A 22,265-nucleotide genomic window follows, 5' to 3' on the forward strand; every position below is an offset into this window, starting at 1 on the left:
AGTACCTGGCTACGAACCAGGCGGTCGGAGGTTCGAATCCTCCCGGACGCGCCATCTTTTTAAACCCGGCCTCGTGCCGGGTTTTTTTATACTCTGAACTTTTCAATCCCCCCTCAATCCGACTGACCAGCGGCGCTGGTATTTCCGGGCAGAAAGCGGTAGTTTTGGCTGGCGTGAAGGAATTCCAACGGAATCAGAAGGAAAACAACACATGACATGTCAACAGCTTGCTATCTCGGCATTCGGCGATGCCAACTGTCTGAAATTGCAGTCTGCAACGTTATCCGCTCCGCAGGGAGAGCAGGTACTTGTGGCGATTGCATTTGCCGGAGTGAATCCGATTGATGCCAAAACCCGTGCCGGTCTGGGCTGGGCGGCGCAGCAGAACAAAGACAAACTGCCCTGGGTGCCTGGTTATGATATGGCCGGAACGGTTCTGGCTGTTGGCGAGGATGTGACGCAGTGGACAATCGGACAGCGGGTTTGCGGGTTCATCGGTTTTCCGCTGGATGGCGGGGCATACAGTGAGCAGATTCTGGTTGAAGCGAGTAGCCTGAGTGAAGTGCCGGACGGCGTATCACTTGAACAGGCCGCAGCCTTACCGCTTGCCGGACAAACAGCCTGGCAGGCGCTGGAGAAAGCTTCAGTGAAACCGAAAGAGCGCGTGTTAATTCTGGCAGGGGCGGGCGGCGTCGGCCATCTGGCGGTGCAGCTGGCGCATGTGAAAGGTGCTGAAGTGCTGGCGAGCTGTTCGGCAGAAAACCTGGCGTTTGTTGCTGGCTTGGGGGCTGAAGCCGTGAATTATCAAGCCGGCGATCTGAAGACGCAGATCCAGCCTGTTGATGTCCTGATCGATCTGGTCGGCGGTGACGTGGGGATCGTTGCGCTTGCTTGCGTGAAACCCGGCGGACGTGTTGTGACCGTGCCTACCATCACTGCCGAAGCGGTCAACGCCTCTGCAAAAGTTGCCGGGTTGCATGCGCAGGGCATGCTGGTCTCCCCATCGGTGACACAAAACGAACACATGCTGGCGATGCTGGCAAAGGGAGAGCTGCGTATTCATATTGCGGCTCAATTCCCATTGCAACAGGGGGCGGATGCCCATCGTCAGATTGAAACCGGCCGGACACGGGGCAAGGTTGTCCTGTCGATAAAAGGCTGAAGCATGGGATTGAGCTGGTCCGGAGAAGCCTTGTTGTGGGGGCTGTTTTTCTCCGGACTACTGAGTGCCACTTTATTGCCGGGCGGCTCGGAAGCGGGTCTGCTGGCAGCCCTCACACAGTCGTCATACCCGGCCTGGATCCTGGTTGTCGTGGTCACTGCAGGCAACACTGTGGGCGGGATGGTGAGTTTTTATCTGGGACGTTGCTTTCCTGATAAAACTTCTGAAGAAAATCAGAGTCATAATAAAGCTGTCCGCTGGATAAAAAAGTACGGGTACTGGAGTCTGTTGCTGAGCTGGGTGCCCATTGTCGGTGATCCCCTCTGCCTGGCTGCAGGCTGGCTGCGAATGCGCGCCGGACTCTGTGCTTTGTTTATTCTGGCTGGCAAAGCTGCGCGGTATGCGTTGTTAGCGCTGCTGTTTTGATTGATAACCCCAAATAGAAGGAAGGCGAACGTGCAAAAGCGGATTCTGAGCCTTGTGTTACTGGTCCTGAGCGGATGCAGTAGTCAGACGTCCCCCGAGCAGTCACAATCTTTGCCCGATGGTGTGCACTTTGTGGAAAGTGTATCGAATACCGGCAATGATGTGGTGATCCCTTATAGTAAGTACGTGCTGGATAACGGTTTGACCGTGATTCTTCATGAGGATGATTCGGATCCGCTGGTTCATGTGGATGTGACCTATCATGTCGGCTCAGCGCGCGAGCAACTGGGCAAGTCCGGTTTTGCCCATTTCTTTGAACACATGATGTTTCAGGGGTCCAAGCACGTCGGCGATCAGGAGCATTTCCGCCTGATCACTGAAGCCGGAGGTTCGATGAACGGTACGACCAACCGGGACCGAACCAATTATTTTGAAACTGTGCCTTCAAATCAGCTTGAAAAAGTACTGTGGCTGGAATCGGACCGCATGGGATTTCTGTTAAGTGCGGTGTCTCAGCACAAGTTTGAGATCCAGCGTGCCACGGTGAAAAATGAGCGGGGCCAGCGTTATGAAAACACCCCTTACGGGCTGGTGAATGAACGTATCGGCGAAGCGCTTTTCCCGCGGACCCATCCTTATTCCTGGCAGCCCATTGGTTATGTTGCAGATCTGGACCGGGTGGACGTCAATGATCTGAAAGCATTTTTCCTGCGCTGGTACGGACCGAATAATGCGACGCTGACAATTGGCGGCAACCTTGATAAAGCACAGACCCTGGCTTGGGTTGAGAAGTATTTCGGGGACATTCCGCGTGGTCCGAAGGTTGAGAATCCGGCCAAACAGCCCGTCAAACTGAATACAGACCGTTTCCTGACGCTGGAAGATAATATTCGTCAACCGATGTTGATGATGGCCTGGCCGACATCTTATAAAGGCGCGAAAGACGATGCCTCGCTGGATATGCTGGCGAAAGTCATAGGTGGCGGTCAGAACAGCATGCTGTATCAGGCATTGGTGAAAACCGGCAAAGTTGTTGATGCCGGGGCTTATCACGATTGTGGCGAACTCGCCTGTACGTTGTATGTGTACGCGATTGGGCAGAGTGGCGAACAGGGCAAGCTGAATCAAATTTATGATGATGTCAGTACGGTATTGGGCAGTCTGGCACAGCGGGGAGTCAACCAGAAAGATCTGGATGAAATGAAGGGTATGGCGGAAGCGTCAGCTATCTTTGGCCTGCAAAGTGTTCACGGTAAGGTAGCGCAGCTGGCGGCCTATCAGACGTTCTACGGCAATCCGAACCGTCTGGGAACTGAGCTGAAAAATCTGCGCGATCTTCAGCCGTCGGATGTTGAAGCGGTATACAAACGCTATGTTGAGAACAAGCCGAAAGTGGTGCTCAGCACTGTGCCGAACGGACGCACGGATATGGCTGCAGCCAAAGCGAACTATCAGCCTGCAGACCGGATTATTCCCAAGCACCAGCATCTGACAGACAACGAACTGAATTTGCGCGAACCGCAGCATGAAAGTTTTGACCGTTCGGTGATGCCGCAGCCTTCAGCGCCGGTAACAGCGAAGGTTCCAGAACTGTACCGCCTGAATCTGGCGAACGGGATTGAGGTGCTGGGCACCGATTACAACGAAACACCAACGGTTGAGCTTCAGATGGTGCTGCCTGCCGGTCGCCGCTATGAGCCTGCCGGAAAGAACGGACTGGCTGAACTGACCGCCGCCATGATGGCGGAAGACAGCCTGCGCAGCTCCTCTGAAGACCTGGTATCCCGACTGGATAAACTGGGCAGTACGATCAACTTTGACCCAGGCATGTACGGTACCGTCGTGTCCGTGACGACGCTGAAGAAATATCTTCCGGAAACCCTGGCGATCTTACAGGAGCGTCTGTTTGAGCCAGCCTTCAAAGAAGATGATTTTGCCCGTGTGAAACAGCAGGCGCTGGAAGGCCTGGTGTACGATCACCAGCGTCCGAGCTGGCTGGCCAGTCAGGCGACCCGGGAAGTTCTGTATGGCAAGACCGTCTTTGGCCGTCCTGCGGAAGGGACCATGGCGTCAATTCAGGGGATTACCCTCAATGATGTGAAAGCGTTTTATCAGCGTTTTTATACGCCCAACGGAGCGCAGATAGCGGTGGTCGGCGATATCCTGCCGTCTGAGCTCAAATCAGATCTGGCATTTTTGTCTCAGTGGCAAGGTGCCCCGGCGCCATCTTATGTGACACCGGTCGTTCCGTCTCAGACTCAGCCTGCTGTCTGGTTGATTGATAAACCGGGAGCGCCGCAAAGCGCAGTCCGTTTTGTCCGTCGTGGTCTGCCGTTTGATGCGACTGGCGAGCAGTTTGAGATCCAACTGGCGAATTTTAACCTCGCGGGGAACTTCAACAGCCGGATCAATCTGAACCTGCGTGAGGATAAAGGCTACACCTACGGTGCCGGCGGTTATCAGGTCGGTAACAAAGAAGTCGGCTCTTCTCTGTTTTATGCTGAGGTACGCGCAGATGTCACGCTGCCGTCCATTCAGGAAATGATCAAGGAACTGCAGAAGTACAGTCAGGACGGCCTGACGAATGAAGAGCTGGCCTTTATGCGCCTGGCGGTCGGGCAGCAGGAAGCACTGAGCTATGAAACGCCAAGTGATAAAGCAGATTTGCTGCGTCAGATCATGACATATCATCTGGACGATGACTTTGTGTCTCAGCGCAATACGCTGACGGCAACAATCAGCAAAGAGCGTCTGAATGCATTGGCTGAGAAGTGGTTTAATCCGGAAGACTATCAGATTATTGTGGTCGGTGATTCGGCGACATTATTGCCGCAGCTGAAAACGCTGGGACGACCTGTTCACCAGCTGACTCCAGAGCAATAATGACAGCATAATGATCTGATGATTCAGGTTATATTCAGTTGAAAATCCAAGCCGGCACCTGATGTGCCGGCTTTTCTTATGGTTGTTATTATCCCGGCAGGAAACCCTTTTCTAAATCAACAATAATCATGGTAATCAACCAGAATTATGATTACCCTAGCTCCCCTGTGATAGAAAGAATTGAGAAGAGCCTGATGGATTTTTCGCAAAGGTTAGAGAGAGTGTCGGCGAACCCACAAGCGCTGACACAAATCGGGCGCGGCCTGGAACGGGAAGCGTTACGAATTACCCCGCAAGGCAAGTTATCCCCCCAACCCCATCCTGCAGGCCTGGGTTCGGCATTGACCAATCAGTGGATCACGACCGATTTTGCAGAATCTTTGCTGGAGTTTATTACTCCGGTATCAAGAAATGTCGACGAACTTCTGTCTCAATTGTCTGATATCCACAAATTCAGCTACAGCCAAATGGGCGAAGAGATGCTGTGGCCAATGTCCATGCCTTGTTATGTCGGTGATGAATCGGACATTCAGCTGGCTCAATACGGCAGTTCAAATATCGGCCGGATGAAAACACTGTACCGTGAGGGACTGAAACGTCGCTATGGCAGTGTGATGCAAATTATTTCAGGCGTGCATTTCAACTTTTCCTTTCCGGACAGCTTCTGGGAGCAGCTGTTTGGTGAGCAAAGCGACAGCGAACGCCAGGCGGCGGTATCCGATGCGTATTTTGCACTGATTCGTAACTATTACCGTTTTGGCTGGCTGATTCCGTATCTGTTCGGTGCTTCTCCTGCGCTCTGTGGTTCATTCCTGAAACGGGATGCCGAGCATCTCAAGTTCAGCAAGACCGGAGCAGGTACTTACTTTCTGCCGCAGTCGACAGCACTTCGCCTGAGTGATCTGGGATATACCAATCATGCTCAGAGTGCGCTCAGAATTGGGTTTAATAGCCTGGAGCAGTATTTAGAGGGCCTGCAAAAAGCCATTCATACCCCTTCGGAAGAGTTCGCTGAAATCGGCGTCAAAGTCGATGGGGAACTGCGCCAGCTCAATACCAATGTGCTGCAAATCGAAAATGAATTGTATGCTCCGATCCGTCCGAAGCGGGTGACGCAAAGCGGTGAAAAACCTTCAGAGGCACTCAGTCGCGGCGGTGTTGAATATATTGAAGTGCGTTCACTGGATGTGAACCCGTTCAGCCCGATTGGGATCACTGCAGATCAGGTGCGTTTTCTGGATCTCTTCCTGATCTGGACCGTTCTGTCGCCTTCAGATGAAATGAATGACGCTGAACTGGCATGCTGGCGTGATAACTGGAAAAAAGTTGTGCTAGGCGGCCGCGATTCAGAACTGCAGCTTCAGATTGGCTGCAGTGGAGAACGTTTAACCCTGGCTGAGTGGGCGAAGCATGTGTTTGCTGAACTGGAACAAGTCGCGATTGTGATGGACCAGGCTCACGGCGGTGATGCATACCAGCAGACGCTGACGAAACTGGCTGGTTGGATTGATAATCCAAATCTGACGTTATCTGCACAAGTTCTGCGCCAGATTGAAGCGCACGAAGGCATCGGTAATTTCGGTCTGGAGCTGGCTGTAAGACATTCAGAATGGTTGAAGGCGAATGGCTACAGCCGTTATTCTCTGGCTGAGTTTGAGCAGGAAGCCGCGGATTCTGTAGCGAAACAGCAGCAGATTGAACAGTCGGATGTGTTGTCTTTCGAGGCGTTCCTGGCTGATTACTTTGCTGATCTGGAAGCGAATGCGTTTCGGGAAGCGTGAGCGGCGGATAAAAAAACGGGCAGCGACCTTGCTGCCCAATCAATAATTACAATTTCGCAGGGATGACGACAGTTTACACTGCCAGTCATAGTATCAGACCTGCCATTTTCACTTTGGTTCCACTTCAGGGAATGAAAAAATGCTTTTGGCGAAAAAAAAATGGCTGGCGCTGATACTGTTGGCTTTGTTAACAACAGGTTGTGCGACATCACCACCCAAAAATCAGGCCAATTTATGTGATATTTTTCGGGAATACCCCGATTGGTATGAAGATGCATTGGCAATGGAAAAGCGTTGGGGCACCCCGATTCAGGTCGCCATGGCCTTTGTGCGTCAGGAAAGTGCTTTTCGTCATGATGCAAGACCCCCCCGTCCTTATGTCTTCGGCTTTATCCCCTGGTTTCGCAGCAGCAGTGCTTATGGTTATGCTCAGGCACAGGATCCCGCCTGGGAGGACTATCAGCGTGCGACAGGGAGTTGGGGCTCCCGCTCCAGTTTTGATGACTCGCTGATGTTCATTGGCTGGTATACCGCGGAAACACAGCGCCAACTGGGGATTTCCAAGTGGGATGCGTATCATCAGTATCTGGCCTATCATGAAGGACGGGGCGGATACAGCCGGGGAACTTACCGGAGTAAGCCCAATTTGCTGCAGGTATCCCGCAAGGTTGATCAGCAGGCGAAATCTTATGGCTGGCAGCTCAAGCAGTGCCGGCAGGAGCTCGAAGAGAATCGCAGCTGGTGGCCGTTCTGAATGAAGGTGGCTGGCTGAGCAACAGGAAAGACAGGCAAAGGAGAAGGATATAATGCCATTACTTGATAGTTTTACGGTTGACCACACCAAGATGCATGCACCGGCTGTGCGTGTTGCCAAAACCATGCAGACGCCGAAAGGCGACACCATCACCGTCTTTGATCTGCGCTTCTGCAGACCCAACCATGAGATTCTGTCTGAACGGGGAATTCATACCCTCGAACATCTCTTTGCCGGTTTCATGCGTGCCCATCTGAATTCTGATCAGGTCGAGATTATTGACCTGTCCCCAATGGGGTGCAGGACCGGATTTTACATGAGCCTGATTGGTGCTCCGGATGAGCAGCAGGTCGCTGACAGCTGGCGGGCCGCAATGGAGGATGTGCTGAAAGTTGCTGCTCAGTCGCAGATCCCTGAGCTGAATGAATATCAGTGCGGTACTTACAGCATGCATTCATTGGAAGAGGCGAAGCAGATTGCACAGGACATTCTGGATCGGGGTATCGATGTGAACAAGAATGAAGAGCTTGCACTGCCAGAGAGCATGCTTCAGGAACTGAAAGTGAAATAGCTTTTCGGTGCCGGTTGGATGCAAAAGAAAAAGCCAGCACTGAAAAGCTGGCTTTTTTTCATTCTTAACAGGCTCTTATGATGGCGATCAGCCGGTTTTGCGAAGCTGAGTCGGCAGAATTTTGACTTGTTTGATCATGTTGTCGGAGATTTCCACGATTTCCATCTGGTAGCCTGCCACAGACACGCTCAGAATGCTGTCCGGAATATCTTCCAGGTGCTCCAGCAGCAGGCCGTTCAGGGTCCGCGGACCGTCAGTCGGCAGATCCCAGTTCAGGCTCTTGTTCAGTTCACGAATATTTGCAGTGCCTTCAATCAACAGGCTGCCGTCACTCTGCGGAGTAATTTCTTCGGCCAGAGTCGGGGAGATTGAAGTGGTAAATTCACCGACAATCTCTTCCAGAATATCTTCCAGCGTGATCAGGCCCTGAATATCACCGTATTCATCCACAATCAGGCCAATTCGCTCTTTACGGCGCTGGAATTTCAGCAACTGGATATTCAGAGGTGTGCCTTCCGGGATGAAGTACATCTTATCCGCGGCCCGCAGCAGATTTTCTTTACTGAAATCGTTCTTATCCATCATCAGACGGTAAGCTTCACGCACCCGAAGCATGCCGACCACTTCATCAATACTGTCGCGGTACAGGACAATCCGGCCATGGGCGGAGTGGCTGAGCTGGCGCACAATTGATTTCCAGTCGTCGTTGATATTGATACCGACGATTTCGTTTCGGGGCACCATCAAATCTTCAACTTTGACGTTTTCCAGATCCAGAATCGACAACAGCATGTCCTGGTGACGACGCGGGATCAGGCTGCCGGCTTCATTGACCACGGTACGCAGCTCTTCGGAGCTGAGCGGGGAGTCGTTCATGTTATCGACGCGAAGACCCAGCAGACGCAGGAATCCATTGGTGATCCCGTTGACGAACAAGACCAGCGGATACATTAATTTCATCAGCAGCTGGAGCAAGATACTGCTGGAATAGGCAACTTTCTCAGGATACAAAGCGGCCAGTGTTTTCGGAGTCACTTCTGCAAAGACCAGTACCGCCATGGTGAGCGCACCGGTGGCAATGGCGACACCGACATCGCCGTACAGTCGCATGCCCAGAATAGTTGCGATGGCAGAAGCCAGAATGTTGACCAGGTTGTTGCCGATCAGGATCAGGCCAATCAGACGGTCCGGGCGATTAAGCAGTTTTTCAACTCGCTTTGCCCCGCGGTGTCCCTGGCTGGCCAGGTGACGGAGTTTATAGCGGTTGAGCGCCATCATGCCGGTTTCAGAGCCGGAAAAATATCCGGAGATCAGGAGCAGTAATACCAGAATGGAGAATAAGACTCCCGTGGATATATCGTCCAAAAAGCTAGTTCCTTGTATCGCGGTGAATTTGTACTCTGTACTGAATCTGAGTATGGGTGTCAAGTGCAGGCTGGCAATTATACCAGCCCATGGTCAACTTTCTTCATGCTTAAGCATGGATCCGGTTATCTGGATTGTCATTAATGACCGATAATGATTTCTTTCACGAAGCGGCTGCCGAAGTACGCCAGTGTCAGCAGGAAAGCACCAATCAGGCTGAACCAGATGACTTTCTTGCCCCGCCATCCCTGACGATAGTGTCCCCACAGCATGACGCTGTAGACGCACCAGGCCAGAATGGATAACACTGCCTTGTGTGTTTTGCCCTGTGCAAACATATCCTGCAGGTAAATAAATCCGGTAATAAGCGTGACCGTCAGCAGGACATAGCCGACCAGAATAATCTTAAATAGCTGGCGCTCTACCAGCATCAGCGGCGGCAGATTCGGGTTAAATGCCAGCTTCTTGTGTTTGAGCTTGTAATCGAGCCATGCCAGCTGGATCGCATACAGCGTCGCGATCATCAGGGTTGAATAGGCAAAGAGTGCCAAAGAAATATGGAACAGGACCTGCGGGTGAGATTCCAGGTGTGTAATAAAGGCGCCGGGCAGAATGGCAGCCGCGACCAGATTGATTGCCGCAAAACTGTAAATGACGGGCAGCAGGAACCAGAGCCGCATCCGGAGCATTGCCACTGTGGTGATCACTGAAATAATCAGGCTGATCAGGGAAGCGACGTTGAGAATACTCAGGTTCTGGCCGACGCCGCCCAGAATCAGATCTTTCAGAAAAACGACATGCAGTACAATGGCCGCCGTAGCGCTGATCAGTACTGGTCGTGATTGAATGCCATTATTATGGCTCAGGCCGGGCACGATAAATGCCAGCGCCAGCAGATATAAACAAGCTGCAGAAAAGGCTATCAATATATCCATAACACCTGAAAAGTTCGTAACATCTGAAAAGATCGTAAATTAGGACTAGTGAGTATACCTTGTGAACGGATAGCACGACAATGATACAGGGGGATCAATCCTGTGGGACAGTGCGCACTTTCTGGTCCGGCTGCCTGTTTACCGGGACATCCGGCGCTGCTTTTGCACGGCAAAAGGTAAGATTTCTGACACAGGCAGCAGGTATGGCATGAAACCCGTTCACTGATTGCGGTATACTGGCACAAAATGAGTGCGTAACGAGCGAGTCACACATGTTTGACAATTTAACCGAGCGTTTATCGTCAACGCTGAAAAATATCAGCGGCCGTGGCCGTCTGACCGAGGACAACATCAAAGAGACCCTGCGCGAAGTGCGTATGGCATTGCTGGAGGCCGATGTTGCCTTGCCGGTTGTCCGGGATTTCGTCAAGCGCGTCAAAGAGCGTGCTGTCGGAACAGAAGTCTCCAAGAGTCTGACACCAGGCCAGGAATTTATCAAAATCGTTCAGGCGGAATTAGAAGCCGTCATGGGCGAATCGAACGAAGCTTTGGATCTGGCCAGCCAGCCGCCAGCTGTGATTCTGATGGCTGGTTTGCAGGGTGCCGGTAAAACCACCAGTGTGGGTAAGCTGGGTAAACTGCTGAAAGAGCGCCATAAGAAGAAGGTGCTGGTGGTGTCTGCTGACGTGTATCGTCCGGCAGCGATTAAACAGCTGGAAACGCTGGCAGCTGATATCGGCATTGATTTCTTCCCGTCTTCACCGGATCAGAAACCGGTTGTAATTACTGAATCGGCCATTGAGCACGGTAAGCGTAAATTCTACGATGTCGTGATTGTCGATACCGCGGGTCGTCTGCACGTCGACAGCGAGATGATGGACGAGATCATCGCTGTTCATCAGACGGCCAATCCGGTCGAAACCCTGTTTGTGGTTGATGCCATGACAGGTCAGGATGCCGCAAATACAGCTAAAGCCTTTAACGACGCTCTGCCGCTGACCGGTGTGATCCTGACCAAAGTTGATGGTGATGCCCGGGGTGGTGCGGCGCTGTCTGTCCGTCATATCACAGGTAAACCGATTAAGTTCCTGGGTGTGGGTGAGAAAACTGACGCACTGGAACCTTTCTATCCGGACCGTGTTGCCTCCCGTATTCTGGGCATGGGCGATGTTCTGTCGCTGATCGAAGACCTGGAACGTAATGTCGATAAAGAAAAAGCTGAGAAGCTGGCGAAGAAGTTCAAAGAGAAGAAAGGCTTTGATCTGGAAGACTTCCGTGGTCAGCTGCAGCAAATGAAGAACATGGGCGGCATGATGGGCATGCTGGACAAGCTGCCGGGTATGTCTCAGTTGCCGGGCAATGTCAAAGATCAGGTCGATGACAAAGTCTTTGTACAGATGGAAGCCATCATTAATTCCATGACGGCAAAAGAGCGTGAGCGTCCAGAGCTGATCAAGGGTTCTCGCAAGAAGCGGATTGCAGCAGGTTCCGGTACTCAGGTTCAGGATGTGAACCGTCTGCTGAAACAGTTTACCCAGATGCAGAAGATGATGAAGAAAATGCAGAAGGGCGGCATGAAGAATATGATGCGCCAGATGAAAGGTATGATGCCGGGTGGCGGCATGTTCCCTGGGCGCTAATTGCTTCAATTGCTTGTTTTTTAATCTCGGGTGAGAATTTTACTGGTGAAAAAGTAGCTAAAGCAGTTGCATTCGCGAGTTGAAAGAGTAAAATTCCGAGGCTTTATTTGGCACGGGCCCCGTTTTTATCGCGGGGCCGATTTTATTTACAGTAATGCAAAGAGGACGATATGGTAACCATTCGTTTGGCACGTCACGGCGCGAAAAAGCGTCCATTTTATCACATCGTTGTTGCTGACAGCCGCGCTGCGCGCGACGGTCGTAACATCGAGCGTGTAGGTTTCTTCAACCCACTGGCAACTGGTCAGGAAGAGCGTCTGCGTCTGGACCTGGACCGTGTAAATCACTGGGTTGGTCAAGGCGCAACTGTGTCTGACCGCGCAGCGAAGCTGATCAAAGATGCTGCTAAAGCAGCTGCTTAAGATTAGTGAATGGGTAGAAGAGAAGCAATGAGTTCACACAACCAAGACCACGTCGTTGTCGGTAAAATCGGTGCCACTTATGGTATCAAAGGGTGGCTCAAAGTTTTTTCCTACACAGAACAAGCCGAAAGCATTTTCGCTTATCAGCCATGGCTGATAAAGATGAAAGGTGAATGGCAGACCTTCCATGTGGAAGCATGGAAACGTCATGGTCAGGGATTAGTTGCCAAGTTGCAAGGCCTGGATGTCCGTGAAGACGCCCAGGTAATGACCAACGCGGAAATTAACGTACCTGCCGATCAATTACCGGCGCTGTCAGATGAAGAATTCTACTGGCGCGAATTGATGGGGATGACTGTTGTGACAATCCAAGGTTACGACCTGGGTAAAGTGACGGACATTCTTGAAACCGGTTCTAATGACGTTCTAGTGGTCAAAGCCAACCTGAAAGATGCTTTTGGACAGAAGGAACGTTTAATTCCGTTCCTCGATGAGCAGGTCATCAAGTCGATTGATCGCACTGCTCAACGGATCGAAGTTGACTGGGATCCTGGGTTTTAACCTTTTCAGTAAGAGCGAAAAGAACCATGCGGATAGGAATAATCAGCCTATTCCCTGAAATGTTCCGGGCTATTACTGAGTTTGGGGTAACAGGTCAGGCGGTAAAAAAAGGCCTCGTGTCTGTAGAAACGTGGAATCCCCGCGATTTTACGCACGATAAACACCGTACGGTTGATGATCGACCATACGGCGGCGGACCTGGTATGTTGATGATGGTGCAGCCTTTGCGCGATGCCATTCATGCTGCCAGAGAATCTGCTCAGGGCCGGGCGAAAGTGATTTACCTCTCTCCTCAAGGCCGTAAGCTGGATCAGGCGGGTGTTGAGGAACTGGCGCAGAACGAAGATTTGATCTTAATCTGCGGCCGTTATGAAGGGGTCGATGAGCGCATTATCCAACAAGAGGTAGACGAAGAATGGTCTATCGGAGATTTTGTGCTGACGGGTGGTGAACTGCCAGCCATGACCTTAGTCGATGCAGTCGTGCGGTTTGTGCCGGGCGTACTGGGAGACTTTGCGTCAGCAGAAGAAGATTCTTTTGCGAATGGTTTGCTGGATTGCCCGCATTACACACGTCCTGAAGTGTTAGACGGACAAGCAGTACCCCCGGTACTGTTGTCTGGAAACCATAAGGATATTCGCCGCTGGCGATTGAAACAATCGCTGGGTCGTACCTGGCTGAGAAGACCAGAGCTCCTGGAAAACCTAGCTCTGACTGACGATCAGGAGTGCTTGTTGGCGGAGTTTATCCGCGAATACCGGCAAGCCATGAGTTAATTTAGTATCAGTTTATTCTAGGGTATATACCAATGAGTAATATCATCAAAGCTCTTGAGCAAGAGCAAATGAAAAAAGACCTGCCTGATTTTGCACCAGGTGACACTGTTGTTGTTCAGGTTAAGGTAAAAGAGGGTGAGCGTGAGCGTCTGCAGGCGTTTGAAGGCGTTGTTATCGCTAAGCGTAACCGTGGTCTGCACTCTGCTTTCACTGTTCGTAAGATCTCTAACGGTGAAGGTGTTGAGCGTGCATTCCAGGCTCACTCTCCAATCGTAGACAGCATTACTGTTAAGCGTCGTGGTGCAGTACGTCGTGCCAAGTTGTACTACCTGCGTGAGCGTTCTGGTAAAGCGGCTCGTATCAAAGAGAAGCTGGCCAAAAAATAATAACGCGACACGAAAGACGCGTATTGAGAAGCCCGCCAATTTGGCGGGCTTTTTTTATGTTTTCAGAAAAACCATCCTACAAATTCATTCACGCTTCTGATACTGACTATTTTCAGCACTTTACCTCTCAATGCTGTGTGGCTTTTTTCATCACTCCTCATCTAAAAGGGGGGGTACTGCTTGGTTTTAGAATCGAAGTCGTGAAGAAGGGAAGTATTATTCTCTGGTCGGTCTAACCTTGTGATGACGTGAGATCACCGTGTTTTAGTATCACGTAATTTCAGTTGAAACTTACGAAGGATAAAATAATGAGTGAAACATTGAGTGTTGTTGGCGCGTTCAGCCCATTTAAAGATCAATTGTCATCCGAAGCTAAGCTTGCTTTTGATGAAGCGTTTCAAGGCTTTGTTGGTGTGAAGTATCAGCCGGTCGCGTTCGCACAGCAGGTTGTAAATGGCGTGAACTTTAAGTTTTTCTGCAATGCTGAGGTGGTGATTCCGGGTTCAGTAACGTATCCGGCGATGGTGACCATTTATAAACCTCGTGAAGGCAGAGCATCTATTACCCATATTGCAAAAGTATTAGATTAATTCCCCTAAGCGCTCTTTCGAGAGGCCAATAAAAAAGCCAGCAAGAGATTGCTGGCTTTTCTGCACCCAGGCTGCAAACGCGTTTAAGCCGTGGTTGCTTTGGTATTTGATTTTACAGACTTCACTTCAGCTTCATCTTCAGTCAGGTCACCTTTCCCTTTGGAAATCATGATGACATAAACGGTAATCGCCAGGGAAGCAGCAATACCGATGATGGTTGAGGCTGTCATGGGCTGACCAAAACCCAGCGTGCTGTTATTCAGGATGAAGGTGATCACGACCGTTGTCATGAAGATTGCCGGAATCGTGGTTACCCAATGCAGCTTGTTATGGCGCAGCAGATAAGCCGATGCCGTCCAGAGCATCATGACCGCAGTGGCTTGGTTGGCAAAACCAAAGTAGCGCCAGATGATTCCGAAATCGACCTGAGTCAGGATGCCGCCAATGACGAACAGTGGGACGGCCATGAGCAGACGGTTGCGCAGGCTCTTTTGCTCCATATTGAAGTACTCAGCCAGAATCAGGCGGCTGGACCGGAATGCTGTATCACCTGAAGTGATTGGCAGAATGACGACGCCCAGGAAAGCAATCACACCACCGGCAACACCCAGCAGACCGAAAGAGGCACTGTAAACGACGTTGCCCGGCCCACCGTTTGCAACCGCGTCTGATAGGTTTTCAACTGAACCGAAGAAAGACAGCGCCAGCGCACACCAAATGAGAGCAATCACGCCTTCGCCGATCATTGCACCGTAGAAAACAAAGCGGCCGTTTTTCTCATTCTCCATGCAGCGTGCCATCAGCGGAGACTGTGTGGCGTGGAAACCGGAAATTGCACCACAGGCAATGGTGATAAACAGGGCAGGCCACAGTGGCATGTCTTTCGGGTTCATATTGGTCAGCATCTGGCTGATTTCATAGTCACCCAGCAGCGTGTAATCACTGGAGAATGCAATAGCTGTAATCAGGCCAACGGACATGAAGATCAGCAGGAAACCGAACAGCGGATAGAAACGGCCAATGATTTTATCCACGGGGACAATCGTTGCCACAATGTAGTAGGCAAAGATGACACCGACCATGGTTGACATGGAGACTGTCAGGTCAGTTTGTTCGTTCACCAGGTTGGTAATCATCCCCGCAGGGGCTGATACGAAGACCACACCGACCAGCAGCAGAAGGACAATGGCAAAGATGTTCATGAAGTGCTTGGCGCCATTGCCCAGGTAACGGCCAGACAGGCTGGGGACGGAGGCTCCGCCGTTGCGAACAGACAGCATCCCGGAGAAATAATCGTGAACTGCGCCGGCGAAGATACAGCCCAGAACAATCCACAGCATGGCTGCCGGGCCATACAGGGCACCCATGATCGGACCGAAGATCGGGCCGACACCGGCAATGTTCAGCAGTTGGACCAGGTAAACCTTTTTCTTCGACATCGGAACAAAGTCAACGCCGTCCTGCTTGCTGTAAGCTGGTGTCTGGCGCTTTTCATTAATGCCGAATACTTTTTCAATAAAAGTACCGTAGATAAAGTAACCGCCGATCAACGCAGCGACACAAGTCAAAAACCAGGCCATATCTGTGCCTCACTCTTGTAGGGTAATTAAGTTAGTGAACTATCAAGACTGGCATCTTAGCGGCTCACGAAACAGACGCACGGCCAAAATCCCTGAGTGGTTGTATGGTGATACTGAGTGGTCGATAAACAGATTAAGTGGTGGCTGTTCCCGGCGAGCGGTTGCGTGAAAGCCTGAGTGGCTGGCTGGAAGAGCCAGTGGCATGCTGGTGGGGGGGGCAATGGATAAAAGCCGGAACAGCAGGACTGTTCCGACTGGTGCGGACTCAGCTCAGGCCAAAGCGGTCTTTGATTTCTTTGAGGTAGCGACGACTGACCGGTACTTGCTGGCCGTGCAGAGTGGTAATTTCTGCCAGTCCGTTTTCCAGCAGCTTAATTTCACGAATGGCCTGCGGGTGAACCAGATACTGCCGGTGACACCGGATCAACGGGGTTTTCTCTTCCAGTATTTTCAGCGTCAGCTGCGTGGTCGCCCGGGTCTCTTTGGTGACGACGTGCACACCGGATAAATCTGAAAACGCCAGTTCAATGTCTGCCGGACTGAGCAGCAGGATACGGTGGTGGCCGCTGCAGGGGATCAACTCCAGCATTTCACTCAGCAGGGGCGTATAGTCCGGCTGACGCAGCTCCCGCTTCAGCTTGGTCAGTGTTTTCTGCAGCCGGGCCTGCTCGACGGGTTTCAGCAGATAGTCAAATGCATTGTCTTCAAAGGCTTTGATGGCGTAATCATCATAGGCGGTGACAAAAACCACCTTGGGCATGGTGTCCGGGTCCAGCATGCTGAGCAGCTCAATGCCGGTGATTTGCGGCATCTGGATATCCAGAAAGACCACTTCTGGTTTGAGGCTGTTGATCATCTTCAGCCCTTCAATCGCGTTGCCGCCACTGCCAATGATCTCAACACCGCCGCAATCCAGCAGCAGGTCGATCAGTTCTTCGCGTGCATAGGGTTCATCATCAATGACGAGTGCCTTCATCATGGGTGTCCGTTCTCCTTCGGCAGGCTGATGGTGGCCAGAGTCCACTGGTTCGGCTCCCAGCTCATCTGCAGGCCATACTCCTGGCCGTATTGATTCTTCAGTCGCTTGTCGACAATTTTCATGCCCAGTCCGCTTTCTTCACCGACAGGCTGATATAACCCGGCATTATCCCGGACTTCCAGGATAATGCGATCCTGTGCCTGATAGGCGTTGATGGTGAGCTGTCCGCTCTCCAGCAGGTTCGAGGTACCGTGCTTGATGGCATTTTCCACCAGAGGCTGCAACGTAAAGGTCGGAATCCTGATATTGAGCAGGCTGTCGTCAACCTTCACTTCAATCTGCAACCGATCGGCAAAACGGGCTCGTTCAATTTCCAGATAAGCATGTACGTGTTGCAGTTCTTCTTCCAGCGTGACGGTCTCGATATTTTGCTTCAGATTCCGCCGGAAAAACTGTGACAGGTGCTGGATCAACTGTCTGGCTTTATCCGGATCCCGCCGGATCACGGCATTGATGGTATTGAGGGCATTAAACAGGAAGTGAGGGTTGACCTGAGCCTGCAGCAGCCGCAGTTCGGCCTGAGTCAGCAGTGTTTGCTGGCGGTTGTATCGACCGGTCAGGATCTGGTTGGACAACAGTTTGGCGATGCCTTCGCCCAGCGTCAGATTGATGGTGGAAAACAACTTACGCTTGGGTTCATAAAGTTTAATGGTGCCAATCACCTCATGATTGCCGCCAATCAGCGGGATCACCAGTGCCGAACCGAGCTTACATTTGTCGTAGAGTGAGCAGCAGTATGGGACTTCATAGCCGTCGGCATAAACCAGCTCACAGTTTTCAATGGCCTGTTTTGTCTGGTCAGAAGAGATCGGTGTTCCCGGTAAATGGTGATCATCACCGATACCAATAAAGGCCAGTATTTTTTCACGGTCGGTAATGGAAACTGCACCCACGCCGGTTTCCTCATAAACGATGCGAGCAATTTGCTTGGAGTTTTCCTGATTGAACCCCTGACTGAGAATACCGACCGAGCGCTGGGCAATCTTCAGGGCCCGGCTGGAAAAGGCTGCGGAATATTTTTCGTAGATGGTTTTTTTGTCCCGGATAATGCTCATAAACAGCGCGGCCCCGACCGAGTTGGCGATTACCATGGGCAGCGCAATGGCGCTGACCAGGCTGTAGGCTTTGTCGAAGGGATCGGCCACCATGAGAATGATGACCATCTGAAAAATTTCAGCCACCAGGGTGATGGCAAAGACGGTCAGCGGGCGGAAAATTGCGTCGAAATTACTGCGACGGACAAAATAGCTGTGCATGATCCCGCCGATTAAGCCTTCAACCGTCGTCGAGATTGCACAGGCAACATCTGTAAACCCGCCCATACTGTAACGATGCAGGCCGCCGGTCAGGCCAACTGCGAATCCGACAACCGGCCCGCCAAGCAGTCCGCCCATGACTGCGCCAATTGCCCGGGTGTTGGCAATAGCATCTTCAATATGCAGACCAAAATAGGTGCCTAAAATACAAAACAGGGAAAACAGGACATAGCAGGCAAAGCGCTGGGATAACCTGCCGGACACAGTGGTGACAGGCATAAAGAGTGGTGTTTTACTCAACAGGTAAGCCAGTACCAGATAAACACTCAGCTGCTGCAGTAAAGAGAGGATCAGTTCCATGGTGGTGTCGTTTTTGCGAATGTGGCGGTTATGGTAGCGCTCTTTTGACGAAAGGCAATTCCATATACCGTGTGTAAATTAATATTTACGATTGGTATTTTTTCTTTACACAATCTTGCCCCATGAAAAATCAGTTGTTATTGTCTCTAACAGACAGGGGAAATCCTGTTGTAATTAAATTTTTACACCCAAGGTATAGCAGACTCAGGATGGCCCCATGCAGAAAGATGTGTTGAATAATGTCCATATTCAGGATGAACAAGTCCTGATCACGCCACAGCAGTTAAAGGAGAAACTGCCGGTCAGCGATACTGCGCTGAAGTTTATTGAGCAATCACGTAAAACGGTTGCCGACATTATCCATAAGCGTGATCACCGTTTGCTGGTGGTCTGTGGTCCCTGTTCTATTCATGATGTAGAAGCCGCGAAAGATTACGCCAGACGTTTTAAAGAACTGGCTGCGGAGCTTGGCGATCAGCTATACCTTGTGATGCGCGTCTACTTTGAAAAACCCCGGACGACAGTGGGCTGGAAAGGCCTGATTAACGATCCGCACCTGGACGGTTCGTTTGAGATCGAAGAAGGGTTGCATATTGCCCGCCAGTTGCTGATTGATCTGGTTGAAATGGGGATCCCGCTGGCAACGGAAGCGTTGGATCCGATCAGCCCGCAGTACATCGGAGATCTCTTCAGCTGGGCGGCGATCGGGGCCCGAACCACCGAATCCCAGACTCACCGTGAAATGGCCAGTGGTCTGTCGATGCCGGTTGGTTTTAAAAACGGTACAGATGGTAGCCTGGGAACTGCTATCAATGCGATGCAGGCGGCAGCGTCGGGCCACCGTTTTATGGGGATCAACCGCGAAGGTCAGGTTGCTCTGCTCAACACACAGGGGAATCCGGACGGACACGTAATCCTGCGCGGCGGTAAACAGACGAACTATGATTCCGTCTCGGTCACTGAGTGTGAAAATGAGATGAAAGCGGCGGGTCTGATTCCGGCCTTGATGGTAGACTGTTCGCATGCAAATTCTCGCAAAGATTACCGTCGTCAGCCGCTGGTGGCGGAAGATGTCATCCATCAGATCCGTGAAGGAAACCGTTCCGTGATTGGCCTGATGCTGGAAAGCCATTTGAACGAAGGCAATCAGAGCGCGGATCTGGATCGCAGCGATATGGCTTATGGTGTGTCCATTACCGACGCCTGTATTAATTGGGAAGATACAGAAAGTCTGCTGCGTCAGGCCCGTCTGGAACTGATTCCCTTCCTGCAAGATCGTATTCAATAACGGAAAAACAGACGAATGGTAGCTGAACTGAGCACGCTCCGAGATCAAATTGATGAAGTTGATAAGCAGATGGTGGCGTTGCTGGCGCGCCGTCTGGCACTGGTAGAAGAAGTGGGCCATGTGAAAAGTCAGCATGGTCTGCCGATTTACGCACCGGACCGGGAGGCTGCAATGCTGGCGTCCCGGCGTCAGGAAGCGACAGAACAGGGCGTACCGCCGGATCTGATTGAGGATATTCTGCGCCGTACCATGCGGGAGTCGTATGCCAGTGAGAATGACTCTGGTTTTAAATGTCTGAAACCGGAGTTGCGACCCATTGTCGTGGTTGGTGGTTACGGCCAGCTGGGCAGCTTATTCTGCCGTTTGTTTACACTTTCAGGGTATCAGGTTCGTAAGCTCGGCAGTCAGGACTGGGATCAGGCGGAAGAATTACTGGCTGACGCCGGTATGGTGGTTGTGACGGTGCCGATTCATCTGACGGAGCAAGTGATCCGCCGGTTGCCGAAGTTACCGGAAGACTGCATTTTGGCGGATCTGACCTCTATCAAGAGTGGCCCTCTGCAAACCATGCTGGAAGTGCATGAAGGGCCAGTCGTTGGTCTGCATCCGATGTTTGGCCCGGATATCAGCAGTCTGGCGAAACAGGTTGTCGTTTACTGTGATGGCCGACTTCCGGAGCATTATCAGTGGTTGCTGGAGCAAATTCAGATTTGGGGCGCCAGTCTCAACCGGATCAGTGCGATCGAGCACGATCAGGGGATGACGCTGATTCAGGCGCTGCGTCACTTCACTTCCTTCGTGTATGGCGTCCATCTCGCGGAAGAAGATCCACGACTGGAACAGTTACTGTCACTCAGTTCACCAATTTACCGGCTTGAGCTGGCCATGGTAGGTCGCTTGTTTGCGCAGGACGGACAATTGTATGCGGATATCATTATGTCGTCTCCGCAGAATCTGGCGATGATTAAGCGGTTCCATCAGCGTTTCGGCGAAGCCATTCAGATTTTGGAGAATCAGGATAAGGCCGCTTTCAGACAGGCTTTCGCTCAGGTTGAAAGTTGGTTTGGCGATTATGCCGGACGCTTCATGAAGGAAAGTCAGTCTCTGCTGCGTCAGGCCAATGACGCGGCTCACCGAGCCTGATACTGAAAATCAGGATCAACAGGATAAAAAAGAGGCCAGCATATCGCTGGCCTTTTTCGTTTTTCTACTCTGCTTAATCTTCCAGATAATCCACTTCTGCTGGTTTGACGTTTTCGCTTGGATAACATCCCAGGACTTTGATGAATCGGGTCAGTCCGGTCAGTTCTTCCAGCGCCTGCTGCATCACATCCGCTTTCAGGTTCGCTTCAACGTCCATATAGAACATTTCTTCCCACGGGTTACCAATGACAGGGCGGGATTCCAGTTTGGCCATATTAATATTGAGGTTACGCAGAACCAGCAGGCACTCCACCAGTGAACCGGGTTTCTGGCCGGTGGACATGATCAGAGTGGTTTTTGCCGGGATCAGCGGTGTCACATCCACGGCCTTGCGCGCGACCACAATAAAGCGGGTGTAGTTTTCATGCTGGTTTGCAATCCCGGTTTTCAGTGGCGTCAGACCATAGAGTTCGCCGCTGGAGGCATTCCCGATTGCCGCAACATTCGGCAGCTTTAACTCGGCGACCTGCTGCATGGCTTCAGCCGTACTGGAGGTGTACTCTTGCTTAATTTCCCCCATGTTATGGAGAAATTCGCTGCACTGCTGGTGGGGCTGCGGGTGAGAATACAGGGTGTCGATTTGTTCCAGCGTCGAAGGCACGGCCGTCAGCAGACTGTGTTCAATCGGCTGAGTGATTTCACCGACAATCGACAGGCTGGTGTGTTGAAGCAGATCGTAAACTTCATTGATGGAACCCGAACTGGTGTTCTCAATGGGTAAGACACCGTAATCGGCCTGGCCGGTTTCGACGACATTGACTACCTCACGGAAACTGGAACAACTCATTTCCACCAGTTGGGTCTGTTTCCGGCTGAAGTATTGCCGGCTGGCGAGATTAGAGTAGGAGCCTTTGGCACCGAGAAAGGAGACCCGAGCGACAGGCTGCAGGCTGTCTGGGTTCGTCAGTTTTTGCAGGTAGGCTTGCTGGAACAGCACAGAATCTTCAATGATGGTGTGAAAAATTTGAGTGACGTAGCTGGCATCAAGCTGATGTTCCTTGCCTTTTTCTATCAGTCGGATAAGCAGCGCCTGCTCTCTTTCCAGATCCCGGACCGGTTTCGTGGTTTTGATTTTACTTTTGGCCACTTCTAGGCTGAGCTGTCGCCGTTCGCCCAGCAGTGCCAGAATTTCATTATCAATCCGGGTGACTTCGCTGCGGATCTCATCCAGTGAGTGATAGCTTTTGGTCATGCTGCGTTCCTGTCTGTGCTGTGATTCTGATGATGCTTACAAAAAAGCCTCCCGGGTGGGAGGCTTGCTGTTCGTCTTTCGCTTATTTCTTGCGT

General features: G+C 51.5%; 21 protein-coding genes and 1 other annotated feature (1 of these 22 running past the window's edge). Of the genes, 15 read left to right on the forward strand and 6 right to left on the reverse strand.

What is annotated here, in order from left to right; all coding sequences use genetic code 11:
- The 7 genes from SPK40_RS22155 to luxS all read left to right on the forward strand — a co-directional run.
- The coding region (locus SPK40_RS22155) for a hypothetical protein (RefSeq protein ID WP_330961935.1) at positions 1-215 on the forward strand (215 nt) is incomplete at its 5' end.
- Positions 212-1,162 carry an NADP-dependent oxidoreductase gene (locus tag SPK40_RS22160; RefSeq protein ID WP_330961936.1) on the forward strand — a complete coding sequence of 317 codons (951 nt, stop codon included), beginning with the start codon at positions 212-214 and terminating at the stop codon, positions 1,160-1,162. The genes SPK40_RS22155 and SPK40_RS22160, both read left to right, overlap by 4 nt.
- Before the next feature lie 3 nt (positions 1,163-1,165).
- On the forward strand, positions 1,166-1,588 hold the full coding sequence (locus SPK40_RS22165) for a YqaA family protein (protein WP_330961937.1): 423 nt from the start codon (positions 1,166-1,168) through the stop codon (positions 1,586-1,588).
- A gap of 30 nt (positions 1,589-1,618) precedes the next feature.
- On the forward strand, positions 1,619-4,471 hold the full coding sequence (locus SPK40_RS22170; protein ID WP_330961938.1) for a M16 family metallopeptidase: 2,853 nt from the start codon (positions 1,619-1,621) through the stop codon (positions 4,469-4,471).
- Between the two features lie 191 nt (positions 4,472-4,662).
- Positions 4,663-6,252 (forward strand): glutamate--cysteine ligase, encoded by a 1,590-nt coding sequence (gene gshA, locus SPK40_RS22175; protein WP_330961949.1) that lies wholly within the window; start codon positions 4,663-4,665, stop codon positions 6,250-6,252.
- A 139-nt stretch (positions 6,253-6,391) separates the two neighbouring features.
- A complete protein-coding gene (locus SPK40_RS22180; protein WP_330961939.1) occupies positions 6,392-7,006 on the forward strand; it encodes a transglycosylase SLT domain-containing protein in 615 nt (204 codons plus the stop codon).
- 52 nt (positions 7,007-7,058) lie between these two features.
- Positions 7,059-7,577, forward strand: coding sequence for an S-ribosylhomocysteine lyase (gene luxS, locus SPK40_RS22185; protein WP_330961940.1), 519 nt, complete (start codon positions 7,059-7,061; stop codon positions 7,575-7,577).
- Between the two features lie 87 nt (positions 7,578-7,664).
- Here the strand turns inward: luxS and SPK40_RS22190 are convergent, their stop codons facing one another.
- Together SPK40_RS22190 and SPK40_RS22195 are read right to left on the reverse strand one after the other, a co-directional pair.
- A complete protein-coding gene (locus tag SPK40_RS22190) occupies positions 7,665-8,942 on the reverse strand; it encodes an HlyC/CorC family transporter (protein ID WP_330961941.1) in 1,278 nt (425 codons plus the stop codon).
- A gap of 140 nt (positions 8,943-9,082) precedes the next feature.
- On the reverse strand, positions 9,083-9,877 hold the full coding sequence (locus tag SPK40_RS22195) for a cytochrome C assembly family protein (RefSeq protein WP_248144071.1): 795 nt from the start codon (positions 9,875-9,877) through the stop codon (positions 9,083-9,085).
- Positions 9,878-10,149: 272 nt separating this feature from the next.
- Between SPK40_RS22195 and ffh the strand changes: the two genes are divergently transcribed.
- The 6 genes from ffh (at position 10,150) to SPK40_RS22225 (ending at position 14,252) form a co-directional block, all read left to right on the forward strand.
- Positions 10,150-11,517: a signal recognition particle protein gene (gene ffh / locus SPK40_RS22200; protein WP_330961942.1), complete on the forward strand. Its 1,368-nt coding sequence runs from the start codon at positions 10,150-10,152 to the stop codon at positions 11,515-11,517.
- 170 nt (positions 11,518-11,687) lie between these two features.
- The gene (rpsP, locus tag SPK40_RS22205) at positions 11,688-11,939 is read left to right on the forward strand and encodes a 30S ribosomal protein S16 (protein ID WP_027253536.1); all 252 of its coding nucleotides are present in this window, start codon (positions 11,688-11,690) and stop codon (positions 11,937-11,939) included.
- A 27-nt stretch (positions 11,940-11,966) separates the two neighbouring features.
- Positions 11,967-12,500 (forward strand): ribosome maturation factor RimM, encoded by a 534-nt coding sequence (gene rimM, locus SPK40_RS22210; protein ID WP_248144212.1) that lies wholly within the window; start codon positions 11,967-11,969, stop codon positions 12,498-12,500.
- A 26-nt stretch (positions 12,501-12,526) separates the two neighbouring features.
- Positions 12,527-13,276: a tRNA (guanosine(37)-N1)-methyltransferase TrmD gene (gene trmD / locus SPK40_RS22215; RefSeq protein WP_248144075.1), complete on the forward strand. Its 750-nt coding sequence runs from the start codon at positions 12,527-12,529 to the stop codon at positions 13,274-13,276.
- Between the two features lie 32 nt (positions 13,277-13,308).
- Positions 13,309-13,662 carry a 50S ribosomal protein L19 gene (rplS, locus tag SPK40_RS22220; protein ID WP_036749250.1) on the forward strand — a complete coding sequence of 118 codons (354 nt, stop codon included), beginning with the start codon at positions 13,309-13,311 and terminating at the stop codon, positions 13,660-13,662.
- Between the two features lie 308 nt (positions 13,663-13,970).
- Positions 13,971-14,252 carry a hypothetical protein gene (locus SPK40_RS22225; RefSeq protein ID WP_036749247.1) on the forward strand — a complete coding sequence of 94 codons (282 nt, stop codon included), beginning with the start codon at positions 13,971-13,973 and terminating at the stop codon, positions 14,250-14,252.
- Positions 14,253-14,335: 83 nt separating this feature from the next.
- Here SPK40_RS22225 and SPK40_RS22230 read toward each other — a convergent pair whose 3' ends face one another.
- The 3 genes from SPK40_RS22230 to SPK40_RS22240 form a co-directional block, all read right to left on the reverse strand.
- Entirely contained in the window at positions 14,336-15,832 is a 1,497-nt protein-coding gene (locus SPK40_RS22230; protein ID WP_330961943.1) for a carbon starvation CstA family protein, read from the reverse strand.
- A gap of 265 nt (positions 15,833-16,097) precedes the next feature.
- Entirely contained in the window at positions 16,098-16,811 is a 714-nt protein-coding gene (gene btsR / locus SPK40_RS22235) for a two-component system response regulator BtsR (protein ID WP_330961944.1), read from the reverse strand.
- Positions 16,808-18,487 carry a sensor histidine kinase gene (locus SPK40_RS22240; RefSeq protein ID WP_330961945.1) on the reverse strand — a complete coding sequence of 560 codons (1,680 nt, stop codon included), beginning with the start codon at positions 18,485-18,487 and terminating at the stop codon, positions 16,808-16,810. The genes btsR and SPK40_RS22240 overlap by 4 nt, the downstream gene beginning before the upstream one ends.
- A gap of 217 nt (positions 18,488-18,704) precedes the next feature.
- Between SPK40_RS22240 and SPK40_RS22245 the strand changes: the two genes are divergently transcribed.
- Both SPK40_RS22245 and tyrA read left to right on the forward strand, forming a co-directional pair.
- Positions 18,705-19,775 (forward strand): 3-deoxy-7-phosphoheptulonate synthase, encoded by a 1,071-nt coding sequence (locus tag SPK40_RS22245; RefSeq protein WP_330961946.1) that lies wholly within the window; start codon positions 18,705-18,707, stop codon positions 19,773-19,775.
- A gap of 15 nt (positions 19,776-19,790) precedes the next feature.
- Complete coding sequence (tyrA, locus tag SPK40_RS22250; RefSeq protein WP_248144083.1) at positions 19,791-20,918, forward strand: bifunctional chorismate mutase/prephenate dehydrogenase; 1,128 nt, start codon at positions 19,791-19,793, stop codon at positions 20,916-20,918.
- 73 nt (positions 20,919-20,991) lie between these two features.
- Here the strand turns inward: tyrA and pheA are convergent, their stop codons facing one another.
- On the reverse strand, positions 20,992-22,170 hold the full coding sequence (gene pheA, locus SPK40_RS22255; protein ID WP_330961947.1) for a prephenate dehydratase: 1,179 nt from the start codon (positions 22,168-22,170) through the stop codon (positions 20,992-20,994).
- Positions 22,171-22,208: 38 nt separating this feature from the next.
- Positions 22,209-22,265: a sequence feature (Phe leader region), on the reverse strand (it continues 64 nt past the right edge of the window).

The sequence above is a fragment of the Photobacterium sp. 53610 genome (genome assembly GCF_036409375.1).
Classification (GTDB): domain Bacteria; phylum Pseudomonadota; class Gammaproteobacteria; order Enterobacterales; family Vibrionaceae; genus Photobacterium.

Excerpts from the sequence above, each read along its gene's own strand:
- SPK40_RS22160 (WP_330961936.1), top strand. The coding sequence starts at position 212 with ATGACATGTCAACAGCTTGCTATCTCGGCATTCGGCGATGCCAACTGT.
- SPK40_RS22165 (WP_330961937.1), top strand. The coding sequence starts at position 1,166 with ATGGGATTGAGCTGGTCCGGAGAAGCCTTGTTGTGGGGGCTGTTTTTC.
- SPK40_RS22180 (WP_330961939.1), top strand. The coding sequence starts at position 6,392 with ATGCTTTTGGCGAAAAAAAAATGGCTGGCGCTGATACTGTTGGCTTTG.
- luxS (WP_330961940.1), top strand. The coding sequence starts at position 7,059 with ATGCCATTACTTGATAGTTTTACGGTTGACCACACCAAGATGCATGCA.
- SPK40_RS22195 (WP_248144071.1), bottom strand. The coding sequence starts at position 9,877 with ATGGATATATTGATAGCCTTTTCTGCAGCTTGTTTATATCTGCTGGCG.
- ffh (WP_330961942.1), top strand. The coding sequence starts at position 10,150 with ATGTTTGACAATTTAACCGAGCGTTTATCGTCAACGCTGAAAAATATC.
- rpsP (WP_027253536.1), top strand. The coding sequence starts at position 11,688 with ATGGTAACCATTCGTTTGGCACGTCACGGCGCGAAAAAGCGTCCATTT.
- rimM (WP_248144212.1), top strand. The coding sequence starts at position 11,967 with ATGAGTTCACACAACCAAGACCACGTCGTTGTCGGTAAAATCGGTGCC.
- trmD (WP_248144075.1), top strand. The coding sequence starts at position 12,527 with ATGCGGATAGGAATAATCAGCCTATTCCCTGAAATGTTCCGGGCTATT.
- rplS (WP_036749250.1), top strand. The coding sequence starts at position 13,309 with ATGAGTAATATCATCAAAGCTCTTGAGCAAGAGCAAATGAAAAAAGAC.
- SPK40_RS22225 (WP_036749247.1), top strand. The coding sequence starts at position 13,971 with ATGAGTGAAACATTGAGTGTTGTTGGCGCGTTCAGCCCATTTAAAGAT.
- SPK40_RS22230 (WP_330961943.1), bottom strand. The coding sequence starts at position 15,832 with ATGGCCTGGTTTTTGACTTGTGTCGCTGCGTTGATCGGCGGTTACTTT.
- btsR (WP_330961944.1), bottom strand. The coding sequence starts at position 16,811 with ATGATGAAGGCACTCGTCATTGATGATGAACCCTATGCACGCGAAGAA.
- SPK40_RS22240 (WP_330961945.1), bottom strand. The coding sequence starts at position 18,487 with ATGGAACTGATCCTCTCTTTACTGCAGCAGCTGAGTGTTTATCTGGTA.
- SPK40_RS22245 (WP_330961946.1), top strand. The coding sequence starts at position 18,705 with ATGCAGAAAGATGTGTTGAATAATGTCCATATTCAGGATGAACAAGTC.
- tyrA (WP_248144083.1), top strand. The coding sequence starts at position 19,791 with ATGGTAGCTGAACTGAGCACGCTCCGAGATCAAATTGATGAAGTTGAT.
- pheA (WP_330961947.1), bottom strand. The coding sequence starts at position 22,170 with ATGACCAAAAGCTATCACTCACTGGATGAGATCCGCAGCGAAGTCACC.